This window comes from Clostridium sp. 7_2_43FAA (genome assembly GCF_000158375.2).
GTDB lineage: Bacteria > Bacillota > Clostridia > Clostridiales > Clostridiaceae > Clostridium > Clostridium tertium.
Map to the genome: position 1 here is coordinate 2,373,059 of NZ_JH815222.1, position 20,225 is coordinate 2,393,283.

The window sequence follows — 20,225 nt, forward strand, 5'->3', positions numbered from 1 at the left end:
TACCCTCCTCTTCAGTATATTTTTAAAATTTAATAATAAACATTATAAACGTCTCTTATTAAAGCTAACATGGCTTCTGTAAAGTGTTTAATTCCAAATTTATCTCTTAAAATTTTAATTTCCATAATTAATTTGTTTACATCAGTATCTATAGTTGGAATAACTTTATTTATACTTATAAAATCCTCTCTAACGTCGCGACGTCTACATGTCTGAAGTAATTCTAAAAATATATCTAAAAGAGGTTTGAAATAGCTTACAGATATCATGTTATTTATATCTTTAGTTAATTCATTAAAATCATAATCATTAATTGATGTTATACCAGAGGTACAAACTAATATCACATCTAAAAAATAATTATTATTGTATTTTTCACATATATAATTTATATTTTCACGTGTTTCAGGTATATTAATATTTGTAGGGTGTTCTTGATGAACATTTAATATATTTTTATCAAATATAAATTTGCTCCCAGATTTATATAGCCTTATTCCTAAATCATAATCTTCAAATCCATATCCAACTATACTTTCATCAAACATTCCCACTTCTATTACTCTGTTTCTTTCTGCTGAAGCATTATTAGTTATAAAAAATCTCCATGGCAGACGATAATCTTTTAATTCTTCATTATGATTTTTTAATATATTTTTTAGCCCTCTCATAAATTCTGCATCTAAGTCAAAAGACTTATTTATATAACTTCCATCAATTATTGATTCAACATCTATTAATGGAGACTTATCTACCATATTAAGCTTTTCATCTTGTTTAGGCACAGTTTGATCTAAATAATTTTCAATGCTTGAAGCTAATTCTTTATAATAAAAAGTAAAAATTCTTTTCCATGGAACTCCACATACAACTATATCTTTTTCTTCATGATGTTTTAAATGCCTAGTTATAAAATCTTTACTAGCTATCATGTCACTATCATGAAATATTAAAATATCACCAACTGCTCTTTTTATGCCTTCATTTCTTCCACGAGCAATTCCTCTATTTTTTTCAAGTCTCACAAATTTAAAGGCAAATTTAGCATTAAAATTTTCTAACATTTCTAGAGTATTATCGATAGATCCATTATCAACTACAATAACTTCAAAAATATTGAAGTCACACTCTTGATTATTTAAGGATATAAGATTGTAGTATAATCGCTCTTTAGAATTATATGATGGTATTATAACACTTGCTTTCATATATTTTTCTTCCCTCCTTACTCTTAACAGATTTCTTTTTTAATTATCATCAACAGCAGCTACTGTAATATATTCCTTAAAATTTGGATCTATCTTTTCAACATCATCAATAATTTTTCCAAGTGCTCTTTTATATATTTGGTAAATAAATGGTATATTCACTCTATCTTCTTCATGAACCTGCCTAATATCATATTTGCTAATTATTCTAAATCCACTAAAGTGATAAAATATCAATTTGTTATTATTAACCATTACATTATCATTTGAAACTGTAAACTTATATTTCAAATAATTCCAATGTCCTATATTTATTCCTTGAGTTGTTATTTCGTAAACATTATTAAACAGGAATGGCATATCATCAAGATATTTTTGATCTCCAAATTTATTATCTTCTGGATTTGAAGTACAACTATCTACACACATTTTATCCCACCAATTAACACACTGTAATCCGTTAATATCTTTTTTAAAGCTAATAAACCCTGAGTTAAAATTTCCAGTGAGAGTTTGCATAGTTTGATTAAATTCTTTCGAATACATAGGCAAAAATATTTCTCCACTAGATAGTAAAACGGAAGCATCTGGTTGATTTTCAAATATTACATTAGGATTTTGATAAAAGAATAAATCTGAATCTATATAGGTTACTCTATTAATTGAATCATCTAAAGTAAATATATGCTTTATAAAACCAGGTTTTAATGTCCAACAATATTGGTTTAATTTTCTCGAAGCCTTAATTGCTAACAAATCTTCTCTATTTAATTCAGCAATTGTTACTAACACTATTTTATCTGAATTTATTTCTTTAAGAAATTCATAGCATTTTTCATCTACACAAAGGATATATACTTTAAAGTTATCCATATTTTTATATAAAGATAAAAAACATGCAATTGCCTGAATTAATCTAGTTCTTGATACAACCATACAAAAAACACTATTTTGCATCATTTATATCTCCTTTTTAAGGAAATCCTTATACCATTCTATAGTTTTACTTAGACCTTCATCAATCGTATAATTGGGACTCCATCCTAATATAGTTCTTGCTTTCTTTGCTGATAAATATTGATGTATTATTTCGTTACTTCCTTGATTTAATATTATAGGCTTCATGCTACTTCCCATAATCTTCAATATTTTATTAACTAGCTCTAAAACTGTTAATTGTATTTCATTACTAAAATTAAAAGCTTGTCCCCCTAAATTAAGTTCAACAACCTTTTCAGCTAAATTAATATATGCATCTACTGCATCCTCTATATAAAAATAATCACGAATAAAACTTCCATCACTTCTTATTACTGGAGCTTTATTATTTAATATAGATTGGATACTTTGTGGAATGATTCTATTGAAATTTAAATCTCCACCACCATAAAGATTTCCACATCTTGTAATACATACTGGCAATTTGTAAGTTTCATAATAAGTTTGAGCAATTAAATCTGCACAACTTTTTGAAACATCATAAGGGTGCTTTCCTTGAAGCGGCATATTTTCATCATATGGAAGTTTTTCTTGATCTCCATAAGCTTTATCACTAGATGCTACTATTACTCGTTTAATTAATGGACTTTTTCTTGCTGCCTCAAGTATATTCCAAGTTCCTTCTATATTAGATTTAAAAGTTCCAAGTGGATTTCTATTTGCAACTCCAACAATGGCCTGAGCAGCTAAATGAAATACTGTATCTATTTCATATTCTCCAAGTGTCCTTTCTATTAATAAATAATCTTCTAAGGTACCGTGTACAACATTAACCTTTTTATATTCTTCTCCTCGATATATATTTGATTGTGGTATATAATCTCTTACTAAGATAGTTACATTAGCTCCATAGTTTACTAGTTTTTTAACTAAGTAACTTCCTAAAAATCCAGTGCCACCAGTTATAAAAACATTTTTATTATTCCAAAACGTACTTACCATATTTTCCACGCTCCTTTTCCTTCGTTCCAAATTTTATTTACATTATTTATATCATTTAAAGTGTCCATAGCAGTCCAAAATCCATTATGAATATATACTGCTAATTGATTATCTTTAACTAATTTTTTTAATGGATTTTGTTCTAAAACGCATGTTGTATCGTTTTCTAAATAGTCAAATATTTCTGGTTCAAAAACAAAAAATCCGCCATTTATTATTTCATCAATATTCTTTTTTTCCTCAAAAGACTTAGCTAATCCATCTTCTACACTTAAAATTCCATACTGGCTTTTCTTATATATTCCTGTAACTGTTGCTATTTTCCCTTGCTCTTTATGAAATTTTATTAATTCATCTATATTTATGTCAGCTAGCCCATCTCCATAAGTTAACATAAATGTTTCATTTCCAATATACTTTTGAGCTTTTTTTAATCTTCCACCTGTCATAGTTTCAATACCTGTATCAATGAAGTTTATCCTCCATGGTTCTGGTTCAGAATCTATATTAATATCTCCACTTTTCATATCTAAAAGAAAACTTCTAGTCTTCCATGAATAATCTATAAAATATTCTTTTATTTTTTCCCCTTTATAGCCTAACAAAAACATATAGTCATTAAATCCATAATGACTATATATTTTCATTATGTGCCATACTATAGGCATACCCCCAACCTCACATAAAGGTTTGGGAATATTCATTGTTAACTGACTCATTCTAATTCCTTTTCCTCCAGCAAGTATAACAACTTTCATCTTTTGCCCTCCATTATCTTAATTAGTTTTTTTATTTTTCAAATCTAGTATTGAATCAAGATCTGAATATCCACAATTCTTGTATTCATCGTATAAAATTATAACTACCAAAGTAATTACACACCTATCATACATATTTGAAGTAACTATCTCATGACTTATATTTATAATACATTTATCTTTTATAAACTCATTAATTTCACATTCCAATTTTTTTGGACTTGTACCTTTTAATATCTTTACTTTCATTTTACTTACCTATCCTTATCGGTTTTCATAATATATATTATTCATGAACATTTATTGTGCTACTGATTTTGATGTCTTAGATTTAAATATAGAGTCCTCTCTAAAACAAAATCATAAAATTTCTTGGTAAATTGACAAGAGACTTCTTTTGAACTTATAGATTATTACTTGAACTATGAAGTAATTTCCTGGATACAGTAATGTATATGGAAAAGTCACAACTCTTAAAAATATAATGGGTTTAATCAAAAGTGATAAAACGAAAAAAACCGTACAGAAAAATCTGTACGGTTCTTGTTTTGTGTTATTTACTTCAAAACCTATTACTTAATATTCCCTTTGTTCCATTACTAATTAATAATTTCAAGTAACTATAAATAATTTAGCCACACTCTATTAATTATAAATTAGAAATCAAAATTATCTTGGTCTCGTCCTACTCTTAAATCTTTATTTAAGCTATCTATCTTTTCCATATCATCGTCACTCATATTAAAATCAAATATATCTATATTTTCAATTAATCTTCTTTCATTTGTAGATTTATGGATAGTTACTATTCGACTTTGTAAATCCCAACATAGTACTTACTTGTGCTGCTGTTTTATTGTACTTATTAGCTATTTCTTTTAATCTCTCATTTTCTAACAATCCATTTCCAGCCATTAAAGGTGACCAAGCTTCAACTTGAATATCATTTTCTCTGCAGAATTCTCTAACCTTTTGTATAACTCTAAATCTCTTAATGTTAGGAATTACTTATAAAAAGTACACTCCACTTAAAGAATTTATATATTTTTATTTTTTATATCCTATAGATTTTTTAGGACATTTATTTACACACCTACCACATTGTATGCAATCATAATAAGTTATACTTTCATTCTTATATTCATGAACGTTTATTCCCATAGGACACGTTTTTGTACATAACTTACATGATACACAAGCATCATTAATGCTTAATAAAATATTTTTATTCTGCTTATTTCTAAATTTTGATATAAATGCAGCTATACTTCCCATTGGGCAAAAATTACACCATGCTCTTTCATTGTAAAATGGAGCTAATATTAAACCTATAATAGTTGTTATTACTATAAGTCTGTATATTACAAATCCCATTCCATATAAATTCCCCCAGTTTTTTATCATACCAGTAGTAAATACAGTAAGCATTAGTGCTATAGCAACTAGTCTGAAATATACTGATTTAATAAATTTAGGAACTTTCTTTTTATTACTAAACTTAGATACTACATTATCATAAAAGCTTCCCCTAGGACATAAATTTCCACACCAAAATCTCCCTCTAAATGTAGCAACTATTATAGGTGCAACCATACAAATTGATGCAATCAATCCAATTCTAAAATCAAACATACCCAAAATCAAAAAAGTTATTAGAATTACATACGACCACTTTTTCCAAATTTTAATTAAACTGCTCATGCATATCCCCCTTAAATTTATTTATGACAGTTTTACTATTTAATTATACAGATTAATATATATCCTTCTGTGACTTTATTACATATCTATTTAGATACATTTATTATTTTCCACGTATCTAATGGAGAAGGGGCTTCTATCTTACCACTAGCTATAATATATTTTTACAATAGCATTTTTATCTTTTCCTATTAAATAAAAACTTTCTTCTATATTTTTAGCTATTATAGTGCAAGGATTCTTATATAGAAAATAAGCACTCCTATCAATAAATAATAAAAAGTTAGAAACTCTATTTTATATAAAGTTTCTAACTTTTTACTTCTAATTCTTACTATATAATTTATTCATTTCCAATATTTAACTTTCCAATATGACTTATTATCATTTGGAAGTAATTCCCCTTATTCTCCATTAAAGTTTTATGATCTCCACTTTCAAGTATTTTGCCATCATCAATAACCATAATATTATCCGCATCTCTAATGGTAGAAAGTCTATGAGCAATTAAGAAGCTGGTTCTATTTTTCATTAATCGAACTAAAGCATTTTGAATATCCTTTTCTGTCTTAGTATCAACACTACTAGTTGCCTCATCTAAAATAATAATTTTAAAATCCTTAATAATTCCACGTGCAATAGAAATTCTTTGCTTTTGTCCTCCTGATAAGTTAACCCTCCTCTACCTAAAAGAGTATTAAATCCATCTGAAATATTCCCCATAAAAGAAGCTTCTGCTCTTTCCGCTTCCAATTCATACCCTTTTTTATTTAATACTTTTTATTTTATATTATACTATTTAATTTATTCCCTTTGCTAAAGACCCATGAAAAAATCACCCTAATATATCCACATAAATTATTTGTCTTCTATACTTTGATGCAAAACTATGTGATATTTACAATTCTATTTGCTATGTTCTAAACTACTAGTATCCATATTGGATACCTTCTTGTATTATAGTTGTAGCCAACAAACATACTATAACTTAGTAAAATCTATGCAGTTGTCATTTGCTATCTTATTTTTCATAATATACATATTTAAATTAATCCAACTAATACAACTATCAATAATTATTGCATCACTAGATACCACATTTTCTTTTGATTTTAAAACGTTATCCACATTATCAATATTCCATACTTCAATTTAAAATTCTAAACCTTCAAGCATCTCCAGAATCTTCATTTTTAATCTACCAGAATTAGAAACTGGCTTATCTAAATAAAATATAGCTTTTTTAATTTTATGCTCTAATAAAAATTCACCTATTAACTTAATTGCAACTTCAGTTTTATCTATAACTGAATAAGTCCCTCTAAGTCCTGCTAAATCTCTTATTGTTTCGTCCATAGACTTAATAATTAAAGAATTAGATAAAGCAACCTCTAAAGTTATTATTGTATTAAACCCATCTATATGTACTTCTTCAATATTTGAAATATTAGTAATTTCCTTAGACTTTCTTTTTATAACATCATCATATCTAGATATTCCTCTAACCAATGCAAGTCTTTGCCTTTCAGATAACAAATAATGATTACCTATAAAAGTTGAAGTTCCTTTAATTTTGTATCCTCTATTTAAAAGATACAATAAATCCTCCGATGCTTCATATAATTTATTTAAATTTTCATTTCTAAATTCTTTTTCATCTGTAGGTACATAACCTCTTCTAGTTATTTTACTCATAATTACTTACTTATTGATTCCTTAAACATTAATATTTTATTTATTAATATTATTAGACGGATTAGTATTAAAATACATATACCTTTAATATAAAAATAAAAATGTAGTTACCGTATTCTAAAATAAAGTAACTACATTTATCTTTTATAATAAGATTATTATCCTACTAATTTTGTAGTTACTGCATTCTTAGATAAGGTAACTACATTTTTATTTAAGTTATAATTGATTTATTTGCTTTATTAATAATCTTTAGCCTATTTCACTTTCAACTGAAGTTCTTGATTTAATTTGTAATTAATATAATATTTTTTGCTAAAAGTCACAAAATATCTTTATGAAGATATTAGCTAAAGAAAAGGTGATTTTATGACTGAAACTGAAAAAGCCTATATTGCTGGAATTATTGATGGTGAAGGTAGTGTAATGTTATAAAGAATACATAAAAATGAACACCCATCCCCTTGTGTATCGATTGCTTCAACAACATTAGAATTATTAGAATAGATAAAAGATACTGTAGGAAAAGGAAGAGTCATTTCTAAGAAAAATTATAATATAGAAAAACATAAAGATTGCTATAGTTATGTTTTAAGAATAAATGATGCTATTCAATTACTAAAGGATATATCCGTATTTAATAATTAACACTAAGAAAAAAAGAGCTGAATTAATTATAAGTAAATATAAATCTGTTACTCCTAGAAATGGGTACTATACGGAAGAAATGTTGACTGTGAAAGAGGCGTTTTATGAGGAGTTTATTGGTATAAAGTAAAGCTCCACGATAGTTGTATCGTGGAGCTTTTCATGGTGGAGGCGAGGCGTTACTATTAGTACCCTCGACTTACATTTTCTTCTATACTAATTCATTATACATATCATCTATCTTTTCGATCTCTTGTCTTAATTCATTATCTAGTATTTCATTTATAAACTCATATTTTACTTTACTAATAAATGAATAATCAGTTATTAGTCTATAAAGTGTTACAACTGCTCCACCTACATCTAATCTTGTAAAATTCTTTGTAATTGCCGTATAAATAATATTGCTTGATGTAGCTAATGCATTCGAATAACTTAATATCTTTCTTGTTCTAACTTCATACAAATCTCTTTTAATATCTACTTTTTTATCATAGAATAATCCATGAATAACTGAAATTATTGAATTTATTAGTGTAGATAGCATTATGCCTCTGCTAACACTATATACATCAATTCTAAAATTTTCACTTAATAATTTTGAGCTTAAATCTGGTGAGATGGTATTGATAATTGGTATTGGTAAACCCATCTTAGTGAATGCATCTGCCCCCAAATGCAATGCTTGTCTAATTACAGAAACTGCTAATAACTTATAATCATTTTTAGCCAAATTAACTCCATTTATAAACACCTCTGATATTAAAACACTTTCTCCTATTTGAGTATAATTACCTGTAGTTGGATGTGCTTTTACAATATATGTTGTCAATAACGGTGAATTCTTAGTTAATGTATTCGTCATAATATTTAACGTTCCAAAAATCCATCCTAGTAAAGGATCGTGTCCTAAAGCCATATATCTATGGTTTGCACCACTAATCCCTGTATTTTGGTCTTTATACCCTTCAGCTTTTCTTACTGCATCATAAGGTACAGAACCCAACAATATATCTTCATATTTTCTTGGTACAAATTTACCTATAAAGTTATCCCCGCCCTTGTCAGTATCAAATCTAAACTTATCATTAGAAATTAAATATTGTCTCAAGCATTGTAATGCTGTTGCAAAAAATAAAAATTTAATATCAATGGAATTTAACCCTGTTGCCTTAGAGAATTGTTCATTAATCTCATCTATTTTTTGATAAACTTTCATTTGCTCCTTATTAGTTAAAATATCATTTATTCCAGTATTAACATAACCCTCATCATTAACATCCCTTACTATATCTTCCCATGTTTTTTCTAAAACACTCTCACTATTTGTATTTGATTCATTCTTTATTTTACTATAATTAGAATATTTGCTAATATCAATATTTAGACTTTTTAACAACTCTCTAGTAGCATTTATCCTATCATCTAAGTTATTATTGATATCTTCTACTTTATTAATAAGATTATCACTTTTATCTTGATTACATTTTAGAACATTCAATAAATCTCTTTCATTCTCATTAAATTTATCCGCCATCTATGCTACCGCTATATCGCCTTTTAAATCATTTATTATTCCTGTAAGGATTATATTCATTGATTCTAATTCTCTAGCTTTTTCTTCTTGTAATTGAACTTTATTTTTTAATTTATCAATAATTATATTTTGTTTTCTTATAGCCTCTTGTAGAAGAGCTTTCTTTTCAACTAATAATTCCTTCTTTTTCTTATTCGCAACTAATGCATATCCTCCTACACCTAAAACTGCTATTGGAGCTGCTAATACACCTATTCCTGCAACCATTCCACCACCAACAATTCCTCCTGCTGTTGCAAGTCCAGTTGTTATTCCAACAGCACTATATCCTGCTATCCCTAATGCTCCTAAAGCTGCAAAACTACCAGCAGCACCAGCCCCCATTCCTGCCGCAGCTGCAAGTACTTCACTTAATCCTTTATCATTTTTGCTAATTACAGCTTCTGTAGAAGTCATTTCTCCTGCTTTAGAAATAATATTTTTGATTGGATTTAATGATTCCTTACTTGTGTATTTACCTTTTGCCATAATTCCCTCCTAAGAATCTATGTATATAATGGTAATTATACCATAAAAATCCTTATATGTAAAACTGATAATTACATATACTATCCCTAACAAAATTTTTAGGAGTGATTTTTTTTTGAATTATAATATTAATACATTTAACCTTAAAGAGTTTATCAGTAGAGAGCTTACACGCTTTATAAAATAAGTTGTACGAGTAAGAGATTCTGGAAAATTCTCATCCTTCTGTCATCTTTACGATTTTGATGAAACTGAAATAGCCCAACTTTTATACTTAGTTTCTAAATTTGGAAATAAAGAAATAAATGTTGCTATTAAGCAAAATAATAATCTATCTAATAAAATTTCTAGTTGGCTGAATAAAAATCCTGATCCTCAATTGTCTTATTAATCCTATAAATATTTTTATAATACCAAAAATAACTTTGTTCTAGGTATTATAGATTTAATATCTACATAAGTATCTTTTATAAAGTTAAAACCCACGTTGAAAATTACTTCAACGTGGGTCTTATATACTACGACTTCTTTAACAAAGTCCTGTATGAAATTTTTACATTCTGGAATATTCTTAGATACTACATATTCCTTGAAACCAGCTAAAAGTCCTCTTATATCTTCTTCAGTAACTTTAGTAACTGATTGACTTGCTTCTATATCCACTAGCTTACCTTCTAAGTAAGCTTTTCGTTCTTTTAGCTCCTCCATCTTAACCTTAAACTCTTCTTGGATAAATCCATTCGTTATAGCCATTACTATATTGCCTATTTGTTTTTCAATGTCTTTAAGTTCTTTTTCTATAATTCCTCTTTTATCTTCATCTCCTTCACTTTGTTTCTTTAGCTCCTCATTAATTCCTTCTACTAATAGTGGAATAGATTTATCATTGAATATTCTTTCTTCAAGTTCTGCTAGAACATATTCTTCAATGTACTCCTTTCTTATTTCCTTATTGCTACATACATTACTACTTGTACGCTTTCTGCAGCCACATCTATAGGATACATATAGTGGCTTACTTCTAGCTTGTCTACGATTTCCATACATAGCATAGCCACATTCTCCACACTTAATTATCCCGGATAATAAATAGCTTTCCTTAGCCTTATTAACTGCTTTTGACTTCTTCCTACTTCTAAGAATTTCTTGAGCTTTTTCGTATAGTTCCTTATCTATAATTTGTGGCATACCTCCTTCGATTCTAATTATTTCACTTTGATCTTTCTGAAGATGACTATTTCTTCTTCCATATGCATCCTTTTTAGCTGATTTATTAAATATATAAACTCCAGTATATTTTTCATTAGTAAGAACACTATTAATGCTGTTGTGCTTAAAAATAGCTCCTGCTTTAGTTTTAAATCCTCTTGAATTTAATTCGTCTACCATTTGACTTAGAGTATATCTAGCTGTGTACATTTCAAATATTAATCTTACACTTTCAGCTTCTCTTTCATTTATTACATATTTCTTTTCTGCATTTACATCATAGCCTAAAGGTGGAAGTCCTCCTGTATGTTTAGCTTGATATGCAGTTTCCTTCATTCCTTTCATTACTTCTCTAGCAAGATTCTTACTGTAATATTCAGCCATACCTTCAATAACACTTTCAAGTATAACCGACTCTGGACTATCATCTAGATTTTCAGTAACACTAACTAGCTTTACCCCATTTTGCTTTAATTTTCTTTTATACTGAGCACTATCATATTTATCTCTAGAAAACCTATCTAGCTTGTGTACTATTACTACATCAAATATATCATTGGCACTATCCTTAATCATTTGCTGAAAACCTGGTCTTCTATCAGTAGTGGCTGACTTAGCTTTATCCTGATAAACCTTTACTATCTCATATCCCTTTGCATAACCAAACTCCTTTATAGCTCGTATTTGAGCTTCTAAGCTTTCATCCCTCTGATTATCAGAACTATACCTTATATATGCACAAGCCCTTTTTATTTCAAGATAATTAGGTTGTCCCATTAAATCAACTCCTTATATTTATACTTCTCCTTTAGGAGAATCTAAATACATAGAGGCTAATACTTTAACTAAAGAATTATATTTTATCCTACTATTAACTTCTTGATTATATTTAATTTTTTCTGCACTATCTCTTGTATAATTCCTTTCATATAACTTTTCTCTGCTTATAGTAGTTTTAATACATTCTTTCATTAAATTTTCCTCCTTAGTATTCATTATTATGATATATACTTATTAATCTTATTTATTACACCTAACTTTGAGGTGGTTAGGTGGCTAAGTGGTCAATAATTTTAATCTAAGAAAAACTAAATCAATTAATTATCATATCTAGAAAAAAATCTTATCCACCTTAGCCACTTATCCCCCCTAATTACTAAAAGTATATTTAACTTCTTGCTTTGGTAATTTAGAGTAATCTATTTTAAAGTCCCTTAAATATAAGGTACCTGAAATTTTCTTATAAGTTAACTCATAATTTAAATTAATTTTAGTAGAGTTATTTAAAGCTCTCCAAAATCTTTGCGGTGAATCAGAGCCTCTTGCTGAGATACCTTCACCCTCTATCCAAGACTTATATGCATCTAGTACAGCTTTCTTAGTTTCACTACTCCCCTCTTCATATACAAGAACTTCATTTAAATAAGCTTCTACTGGATTTTGTTCTTCCTTATACGCCTTAGTTACTTTTTCTATAGCTTTACTTTCTGTAAAGTTATAATCATTATTAATAAGTCTTTCTGCCCCTTCAAGACACCAATTAAGTACACCACTTAATTCAGTGCATACCTTTTCTTTTAATTTCTTATCAATATCTTCTGGTTTAAATACTCTATTAAATGGAACTATCAGAATTTTTCTATAATACCCATGAGTATTATCTAAAGTATCTGGTAATGTATTTAATAAGAATATTAACTTAATTGTAGACTTATAATTGATAGCTTGTTTAAATTTTCTTGAAATGTTTATTGTATCTCCACTTATTATTGCTTTAAGATTTTCAGTGCTAATAGCTCCTCCAAGCTCATTTTCATTTGCAATATTAAGTGTTTTACTTACTATACCTTCTATTCCAAACCTTTCGGAGAATTTAGATAGTTGTATATTACTAACATTGTTGACTCCAACAATTTCAGTAAGTACCTCTGAACAGAAACTCTTCCCATTAGATCCTACTCCAGTAAAGAAGAATGCCCTTTCAGCCTTAGTATTATTAATTAAAGCATTTCCGAATATTTCTTGAAGACATGATAATAATTCATCATCATTGCATGTTATTTCTTTAATTGCCTTTTTAAATATTGGACAATCTGCATCTTTCAGATAATCTATGGGCGATTTGCTAGTAAACATATACTTTTTATCATGTGGTAATAATTTCTTAGTTACAACATTATAAACTCCATTATTAAAAGCAATTAATGTATCATCTATAATGTTAGTATCAACTCTAGGGACCTCTCTCATTAGCCCATCAATAATATCCCTTTCATAGACTTTTTTCCAACTATCTGGTATAGCTGTATTCATAAGATACCTTAGTATAGTTCCCATTAATTCATCATTAAGCTCTTGGAAAATACCTTCCTTTTGGTTATATATCATTAAAACTCCATGCTTAATAATAAATTCTGCAATCTTTCTTAGATATGAAATACACTTGTTAGTATTTAATCTAAGCTTATTTTTTTCGTCATAGTAAAATCCCAATGCTATTGCCTTACTATTAGTAACTATAGTTTTTAACTCTTCTACCAATGCATCATCAATTGATATCTCTACTTCATCTTGAACTTGATCCTTTTTTATATCTATGCCCTTCAAAAATACTTTCATTATAGATGAGAATAAATTCTCATCTACAATATCACAGTGTTGTTTTAGCTTAACATATGCCCTCCTATTTCCTGATTGTTTTATTTGCTCTATTAAAGCTAGTACCTTGTATAAGTTATCAGGACATCCCTTAACTACAATTTCTTCTATTATAAACTCTTTTACTAATTGTTCTGATGTTTTTATTAACATTTTAATTCCTCCTAAGTTAGTTAAATTTTCTTTCTACTATATTTGCATACACATTACCTTTTTCATCAGTATTATGCTTTATAGTTAATGTACATTTCTTGCCTGCTAACTCATCAATGTTTATCTCATTTGGAATATTGCCATTATATACATCCATTAAGAAGTTGAAGCACTTTGACTTTTCTGCTTGAGATACCATTATCTTTTCTTTCTTTTCCTTTTCTGTAACTCCAACACTAATGTTATAAATTACTTCAAGAAAATCTCTAAACCCCCAATCTGTTTTACAATCTCTTAAGTAAATTATTCTTTTTATTATTGCTTCATACTCACCTTCATTTAAAGTAGCCCTCGCCCCAGCTTTTCCTAATACTTCTTTGTTATTTCTAAAAATCATTTATAATCCTCCTCTTATTTACACCAATTATTACTTACTGAACTATCAACAATAATTGGGATATCTTTAACTATAGTTTTCATCCCTTCAACCATACAACTTTCTAAAATGTTTTTTGCTTCTTCAGCCTCATCTTCTGGTACTTCTAAAAGTATTTCATCATGTATCACCGCAACTAATCTCCAAGACTCTTTCATTCTTTCAACAAGTAATGCTAAAGCTTCTTTTAATCCTTCCGCTGCTGAACCCTGAATAGGTAAATTTAATCTTTGAGTCATAGTTAAGCTACCACCTTGCCACCTTCTCCCCCCTAATGTTTTTATATAATCTGCTTTTAATAAAGAATCTTGAAGTTCTTTTACCTTTGGATAAACATTAAGAAATTCAATTCTATATTTCTCTGCTTCCTCTAAAGATGTATCCACACCACTCTTTCTAAGATTCTTCTGAATACCATAAGCAGTTATTCCATAAACTATGCCAAAATTTAAACTCTTAGCAACCTGTCTTTCTTCTTTAGAAATTTCATCTATAGGTTTCTTAAAAATCAAACTTGCTGTTCCTAAATGAAGATCTATTCCATTATTAAAGTAACTAATCAAAGTTTCATCCTTTGAAATAGACGCTAAAACTCTAAGTTCAATCTGTGAATAGTCTGAACCTATAAGCTTGTATCCTTCATCTGCAACAAAAAACTCTCTACTATTTCCTGGCATAGCTTGAAGTGGCGGATTGTTACAAGACATTCTTCCTGATCTTGAACCTATTAATCTCCAATGTGCTCTTATCCTACCATCGTTATCAATGAATTTCTTTAGCTTTTCACCATAAGTTTTAATCTTAGCTTGAAGTCTCCTATACTTCCTAATAAGTTTGATTACTTCGTGTTCATCAGAATATTTTGCTAACTCATCATCTGATGTTGAATGTAGCTTAATCCCATACTCTACAATAGCTTCAACTAATTGCTTTGGCGAATTAAGATTTAACTCTTTCCTATTAAGTAAGTCTTTAATCCTAATCTCTAATTCAACAGCCAACCTTCTATCATCATCTAATCTAGCATTCCATTTATCAAATTCCATATTAATACCATTACTTTCAAGCATTACTATAGCTGGTAGAGCTCTTCTTTCTCTTTCATAAACAGTTAAAAGATTATTCTCTACAAGTAAATCTAAAAGTTTATAGTATAAAGCTCTAGTGTGCTCAACATCCTTTACTGCATAGTCAATATGCTCTTGAGTTATCTCAGTTTCTTGCCAGTTATCACTATGTTGCATAGACTTGTCCATATCAACATCAAGATATTTTTTAGCTAAAGCTTTTAAGCTTAACTTTTCTTCCCCTAATACTTGAGCCATAAGTAATGTGCAATGATAATTGTTTACTCTATAGCCCTTACTCTGAAAGAATCCAACATCAAACTTAGCGTTATGAAACACCTTAATAATATTCTTATCATTCAAAATACTTTTAAGTCTTTCATCTACACTTGTTGTTGTGACCACTTCATTAAGTCCCTTAGAAAAAGCTATTAATTTTATCTTTCCAGTTCTAAAGTCTAACGAATCAGTTTCTGTATCAAAAAAGAATACTTCATTATTCTTCATGTACCTTACCTCCTTAGATGCATGTTATTAACTTTTTAAAGATCATGTTTTATAGCTCGTTTGCTACAGTTAGAGTATATAATTTTTAGTAATTAATTTATCCACCTTAAAACTCTAGATTCAAAATTTAATTTACATTTTTGTAAATTAAAGTATTTTAACAAATAAAAAAAATATAGATACTTCTAATTTAAATTGAAGTATCTATATTTGTTATGTATTATATTCTGTTTCTTAATGTGCTTCTTTCTAGTAATATTTCTTTATTATTCTCAATTAAGTATTTTAAATTCTTTAATATTCTTTGCTTCATTTTTTTATCATCATTAAAACCTAAATAATTTACTACATCAACTTTCTTAATTTGATTAGCTATTTCTTCTTTAGACTTTGAGGTTATAGCATTAAAAGCCTCATCCTTCAAAGTTTTGAAATCTAAAGTTCCTACTTCTAATAAATCATTAACAATTTTATTTTTTAATATTAATAATTCACTAATCTCATTACACAAGCTCTTGTATGTTTCATCTTCTTTACCAAAAGCATATATTAACTTATTAATTTCAAATCTCATTTTAGAAGAGCGATATATAACTAAATCCATCAATGCTAATTTTGAAATCTGACTTGCCAACTCTTTTTTTGATAAACTAGCATCTTCATATAGATCTATTACTATATTTATATAAAATATCAAATTATATTTACTTTCTATATTGTAAAATTTTATCAGACCATCTATAGAATGTATATCTTTGTTAATTTCATAATACAAATCTACTAATTCATCATAACCTGTTGAAAAATCTGCAAGTGTCATTTCTGATACTTTAGCATAATCCATTTTATCAAAAATAGTTTCTTTTGTTCTATTTCTAGATTTCTTATTAATTGGCATAGTATTAAGCCTAGCATTGAAGTCTGTCTTTATTTCTAACAACATTTTTTCTGTGTAAATTTTAGCTGGCATCTCTGCATGATTCATTTTCTTATTATATACCTTTAAAAAACCTTCTAAAAATGTATCACTATCTAAATCATCTAATTGAGATTTACCTTTCAGATTTTCTAGACATGCCATCGCTAAAGTAATGTCATCAAAATCTTCTTTATCAAATTCAAGTTTAACATTTTTATTTTTAGCCGATTCCATTATCTTAGCAAATACTTTATCTATAATATCTATTGTATCTGTTACAACTTCTTTATTTTCTTTAATTTCCTCAGGTATACCAGTTAATAAATTTTCTTTATTTTGACTTTTTACCTTATCACATATCTTATTAAACAAATTTCTATTTTCTTCATTACTTACATCTTCATCCAGTATTTGTGCCTTAGATCTCTTTATTCTTCTTTTATTATATGATTCTCCTATCCAAGCCAAAATAATTTCATCTTTAAACTCCTCAAGAGTTATTAATTTGTATTTTTCCTTAAACACTCTTTCTAGCTCTTTATACCCATCGCTATTATTCTTATATCCCCATCTATCTGCTACTGAAAAACTTGTTACCAATGAAACTAATCTATAATTTATTGCATTTTCTAATCTCATAACATCTCCTACTTATATAGTTTTTATATCATTATACTCAAATATTATTACTAAAGAAAGTATAGTGGTATAGGTGACAAAGTAGCTATCTATGAACACTTTAGAAGTGCAAAAAAAAAATTATACAAATACTTAAATAATATTTGTATAATTTTTATTAATTTTATAGAAATTTTCTTATAAAGCTCTCCGAAACATTAAACGCACTACTAGCTTTACTAACAGCCTCAGATTCACTTAATCCTTTAGCAATTAACTCTAATACCATAGCTACTATTTGTATAATTAATATTACATTCATTATTATATCTCCACCTCAACTAATTATTTACATATGCATAGTAATATGTTTGCCCATACTTAGATTCAAACATTACATCTGGCTCTATATCCAATACTTCTTCATATTCATCATAGTTATCTATCATTTCTCTAGCTATTTCTTCAATTGAAGTACCTTCTAAAAAGTAATCTATAATGGTATCCTTATCAAATAATCTGTCAATGTGATAAGATGAGCCAAGTATTTCATCTATCTCATCACTAACATACTCTCTTAAATCATTTAGCTTAGAATACATAATAATATCATCAAGCTTTGAATATCCTCTGAAAGCAATTTCTTCATATATTGCTTTTGCTTCTATTATATTAATTTCCTTTATATGATTTTTAATAAAGAAATATAATTTGATAACATCATCATCCACCTCTTCCCCTAGTTCATCTACTAAAGCTAAAGTTACATCTAAATCGTTCATTAAAGTTTCTTTTATCTCATTATCATTCACCTTTACCACTAAAGCCTCTAGCTTTTCTACTAAATCTTTGTCCATGTTATTATATTTTTCAATTAACTTAGTTAAATCCTTAATAAAGAATACATTTAAAATCTTTGATTTATTTTTCAGCATAACTCTGCCCCTTTTCCCCTTAATATTCCTCTGATAACAACATTGTGCTGTAATCTTGCGAATCTATTAAATACACCTTTTCATTCCCCTCAAACTCTAAGTCTTTTGCATTAACTTTGATATATACCTTATAATCTGGAACTTCTTGTGTGTGTTCTATATTTACAACATCTACAACCCTACTTAACTTAAAAACTTGCAAATAGTCTTTTTCTATTTGCAAATCATCAACTAAACTCCATAGTAATATCTGTAATTGTAAATCTATTCTTTCATTAACGCCTCTTGTTATATATCTATTTTTTTTAGCAAACACACTAAATATCTCCTTTCTCCTTAAAACTATAATAACTACTATTTGAGCCAACGATAATATGGTCTATTAGTTCTATTCCTAATATTTTTCCTGCTTCCTTTAGTCTTTCTGTTATATTAATGTCTTCTTTACTAGGAGTAACATCCCCTGATGGGTGATTATGATAAACTATAATATTTGCTGAATTGCTTAATATAGCTACCTTAAATACTTCTCTTGGATGTACTATAGATGAATTTAAACTTCCTACACTAACCGTATTAATAGAAGTAGGCTGATTCTTATTATCTAAACACACTAGTATAAGTTTTTCTCTATCACTATCTATCAAGAACTCCTTACCTAACTCAAAAGCATCCTTAGGACTTGAAACCCTTCTTGGTTCATACAAAATTGAACCTTCTTTTATAAGCTTTACCGATACTAAATTAACTCTTTTTGATACATTTTTACTTTCCATAATTTTTCTTAACTTCCTTATTAATTTTCACTGTAAATTTACCCTTTTTAATACTTCCTACACATAGTAAATATCTCATAAATCCTCCTAAAATAATAAAAGACTTAATTACCATTAATACTGATAATTAGGTCTTATTTCTCATTAATTAAATTCTTTAACTGTGTTATAAACTTTTTACTAAACATGTTATCTTCTATAGCCTTCTTTAATAATTGCAAAAACAATTCTTCTTGAAGATCCAACGGTCTTACTAATAGCTTCATCCCATATCTCTGTTGATCCTTATAAACACTAAATCTTAATTCTTCTCTATTTCCTTGTGGTTTAACTATAATCTTCTCCAATGCATAAGTATATTCTTCATCTGCAATTACACTTTGCGAAATTAATGAACAATACTTAGTTTCCTTAATAGCTTTCTTTGCCACCTCTCCACCTCCTACTCTTCTACTAGAATCTCCATAAGCTCTTTAGTGGCAACTACAATTACTGCATAATCAGAAGACAAAAGAAAAAGAGATAAACAATACTGCTTAACTCCTTAACATTCAATTTCATCAACATACTCTGCAATAATATCTTTTAATATACTTTCTTTTACTTCAATAACATCATCTTTAGTTTCTAATACTAATACATAACCACCTAAATCTGCATCAATATCCCTTTCAGCCCCATAGCTATCATCTAAAATATTTATTTTCTCTTCAATAGTATTTACTACATTAACCTCTAGCTCCATTTCAATTAAGTCACTTATTTTACTAACCTTTTTCATTAACATTACCTCCATTTTTTTATGAACCTATAGAAATTATCTATCTAGTATAGATATCCTTTCAATATAATAATATATATTTATAACTTATATTTATTTCATATAATGAATGGGCCTACACATACCTTCGTATATGTAGGCTCATTTATT

At 27.8% G+C, this 20,225-nt stretch carries 21 protein-coding genes and 3 pseudogenes; 1 reads left to right on the forward strand and 23 read right to left on the reverse strand.

The window, feature by feature from the left end; translation table 11 throughout:
• Positions 1 to 29: 29 nt before the first annotated feature.
• The 9 genes and pseudogenes from CSBG_RS12710 to CSBG_RS12740 all read right to left on the reverse strand — a co-directional run bounded on the left by CSBG_RS12710 (position 30) and on the right by CSBG_RS12740 (position 7,303).
• Positions 30 to 1,208 carry a glycosyltransferase family 2 protein gene (locus tag CSBG_RS12710; RefSeq protein ID WP_008680102.1) on the reverse strand — a complete coding sequence of 393 codons (1,179 nt, stop codon included), beginning with the start codon at positions 1,206 to 1,208 and terminating at the stop codon, positions 30 to 32.
• 39 nt (positions 1,209 to 1,247) lie between these two features.
• Positions 1,248 to 2,168 carry a hypothetical protein gene (locus CSBG_RS12715; RefSeq protein ID WP_235840864.1) on the reverse strand — a complete coding sequence of 307 codons (921 nt, stop codon included), beginning with the start codon at positions 2,166 to 2,168 and terminating at the stop codon, positions 1,248 to 1,250.
• The gene (locus CSBG_RS12720; protein ID WP_008680104.1) at positions 2,169 to 3,149 is read right to left on the reverse strand and encodes a GDP-mannose 4,6-dehydratase; all 981 of its coding nucleotides are present in this window, start codon (positions 3,147 to 3,149) and stop codon (positions 2,169 to 2,171) included.
• A complete protein-coding gene (rfbF, locus tag CSBG_RS12725) occupies positions 3,143 to 3,907 on the reverse strand; it encodes a glucose-1-phosphate cytidylyltransferase (RefSeq protein ID WP_008680105.1) in 765 nt (254 codons plus the stop codon). The genes CSBG_RS12720 and rfbF overlap by 7 nt, the downstream gene beginning before the upstream one ends.
• An 18-nt stretch (positions 3,908 to 3,925) precedes the next feature.
• Positions 3,926 to 4,156 carry a hypothetical protein gene (locus tag CSBG_RS12730; protein WP_008680106.1) on the reverse strand — a complete coding sequence of 77 codons (231 nt, stop codon included), beginning with the start codon at positions 4,154 to 4,156 and terminating at the stop codon, positions 3,926 to 3,928.
• 543 nt (positions 4,157 to 4,699) lie between these two features.
• On the reverse strand, positions 4,700 to 4,822 hold the full coding sequence (locus CSBG_RS18985; protein ID WP_268875698.1) for a hypothetical protein: 123 nt from the start codon (positions 4,820 to 4,822) through the stop codon (positions 4,700 to 4,702).
• Positions 4,823 to 4,954: 132 nt separating this feature from the next.
• Entirely contained in the window at positions 4,955 to 5,608 is a 654-nt protein-coding gene (locus CSBG_RS12735; protein ID WP_008680108.1) for a 4Fe-4S binding protein, read from the reverse strand.
• A 343-nt stretch (positions 5,609 to 5,951) separates the two neighbouring features.
• Positions 5,952 to 6,281 (reverse strand): annotated as a pseudogene (locus CSBG_RS18070) (ATP-binding cassette domain-containing protein); the annotation flags it as partial.
• Positions 6,282 to 6,589: 308 nt separating this feature from the next.
• A pseudogene (locus CSBG_RS12740) lies at positions 6,590 to 7,303 on the reverse strand (DUF434 domain-containing protein).
• A gap of 369 nt (positions 7,304 to 7,672) precedes the next feature.
• Here CSBG_RS12740 and CSBG_RS18800 point away from each other — a divergent pair.
• Positions 7,673 to 8,081: pseudogene (locus CSBG_RS18800) on the forward strand (LAGLIDADG family homing endonuclease).
• Between the two features lie 81 nt (positions 8,082 to 8,162).
• Here the strand turns inward: CSBG_RS18800 and CSBG_RS12745 are convergent.
• The 14 genes from CSBG_RS12745 to CSBG_RS12800 form a co-directional block, all read right to left on the reverse strand.
• Positions 8,163 to 9,488: a hypothetical protein gene (locus tag CSBG_RS12745; protein ID WP_008680115.1), complete on the reverse strand. Its 1,326-nt coding sequence runs from the start codon at positions 9,486 to 9,488 to the stop codon at positions 8,163 to 8,165.
• Positions 9,489 to 10,016, reverse strand: coding sequence for a hypothetical protein (locus CSBG_RS12750; protein ID WP_008680117.1), 528 nt, complete (start codon positions 10,014 to 10,016; stop codon positions 9,489 to 9,491). It lies immediately after the preceding gene.
• A gap of 405 nt (positions 10,017 to 10,421) precedes the next feature.
• Positions 10,422 to 12,002 carry a recombinase family protein gene (locus CSBG_RS12755; RefSeq protein WP_008680119.1) on the reverse strand — a complete coding sequence of 527 codons (1,581 nt, stop codon included), beginning with the start codon at positions 12,000 to 12,002 and terminating at the stop codon, positions 10,422 to 10,424.
• Positions 12,003 to 12,020: 18 nt separating this feature from the next.
• Positions 12,021 to 12,197: a hypothetical protein gene (locus tag CSBG_RS18600; RefSeq protein ID WP_008680122.1), complete on the reverse strand. Its 177-nt coding sequence runs from the start codon at positions 12,195 to 12,197 to the stop codon at positions 12,021 to 12,023.
• 177 nt (positions 12,198 to 12,374) lie between these two features.
• Positions 12,375 to 14,036, reverse strand: coding sequence for a DNA primase family protein (locus CSBG_RS12760; RefSeq protein WP_008680124.1), 1,662 nt, complete (start codon positions 14,034 to 14,036; stop codon positions 12,375 to 12,377).
• 16 nt (positions 14,037 to 14,052) lie between these two features.
• Positions 14,053 to 14,433, reverse strand: coding sequence for a hypothetical protein (locus tag CSBG_RS12765; RefSeq protein WP_008680126.1), 381 nt, complete (start codon positions 14,431 to 14,433; stop codon positions 14,053 to 14,055).
• Positions 14,434 to 14,447: 14 nt separating this feature from the next.
• Positions 14,448 to 16,046: a DNA polymerase gene (locus tag CSBG_RS17795; protein WP_008680128.1), complete on the reverse strand. Its 1,599-nt coding sequence runs from the start codon at positions 16,044 to 16,046 to the stop codon at positions 14,448 to 14,450.
• A 220-nt stretch (positions 16,047 to 16,266) separates the two neighbouring features.
• Entirely contained in the window at positions 16,267 to 17,604 is a 1,338-nt protein-coding gene (locus CSBG_RS12775) for a hypothetical protein (RefSeq protein ID WP_008680129.1), read from the reverse strand.
• 163 nt (positions 17,605 to 17,767) lie between these two features.
• Positions 17,768 to 17,905 (reverse strand): hypothetical protein, encoded by a 138-nt coding sequence (locus CSBG_RS18345; RefSeq protein ID WP_008680131.1) that lies wholly within the window; start codon positions 17,903 to 17,905, stop codon positions 17,768 to 17,770.
• A 19-nt stretch (positions 17,906 to 17,924) separates the two neighbouring features.
• Positions 17,925 to 18,518, reverse strand: coding sequence for a hypothetical protein (locus tag CSBG_RS12780; RefSeq protein ID WP_008680133.1), 594 nt, complete (start codon positions 18,516 to 18,518; stop codon positions 17,925 to 17,927).
• Between the two features lie 19 nt (positions 18,519 to 18,537).
• Complete coding sequence (locus tag CSBG_RS12785; RefSeq protein WP_008680134.1) at positions 18,538 to 18,834, reverse strand: DUF960 family protein; 297 nt, start codon at positions 18,832 to 18,834, stop codon at positions 18,538 to 18,540.
• A 1-nt stretch (position 18,835) separates the two neighbouring features.
• The gene (locus tag CSBG_RS12790; protein WP_008680137.1) at positions 18,836 to 19,294 is read right to left on the reverse strand and encodes a JAB domain-containing protein; all 459 of its coding nucleotides are present in this window, start codon (positions 19,292 to 19,294) and stop codon (positions 18,836 to 18,838) included.
• A gap of 134 nt (positions 19,295 to 19,428) precedes the next feature.
• Entirely contained in the window at positions 19,429 to 19,725 is a 297-nt protein-coding gene (locus CSBG_RS12795) for a hypothetical protein (protein WP_008680141.1), read from the reverse strand.
• 113 nt (positions 19,726 to 19,838) lie between these two features.
• The gene (locus tag CSBG_RS12800) at positions 19,839 to 20,075 is read right to left on the reverse strand and encodes a hypothetical protein (RefSeq protein WP_008680143.1); all 237 of its coding nucleotides are present in this window, start codon (positions 20,073 to 20,075) and stop codon (positions 19,839 to 19,841) included.
• Positions 20,076 to 20,225 lie beyond the last annotated feature (150 nt).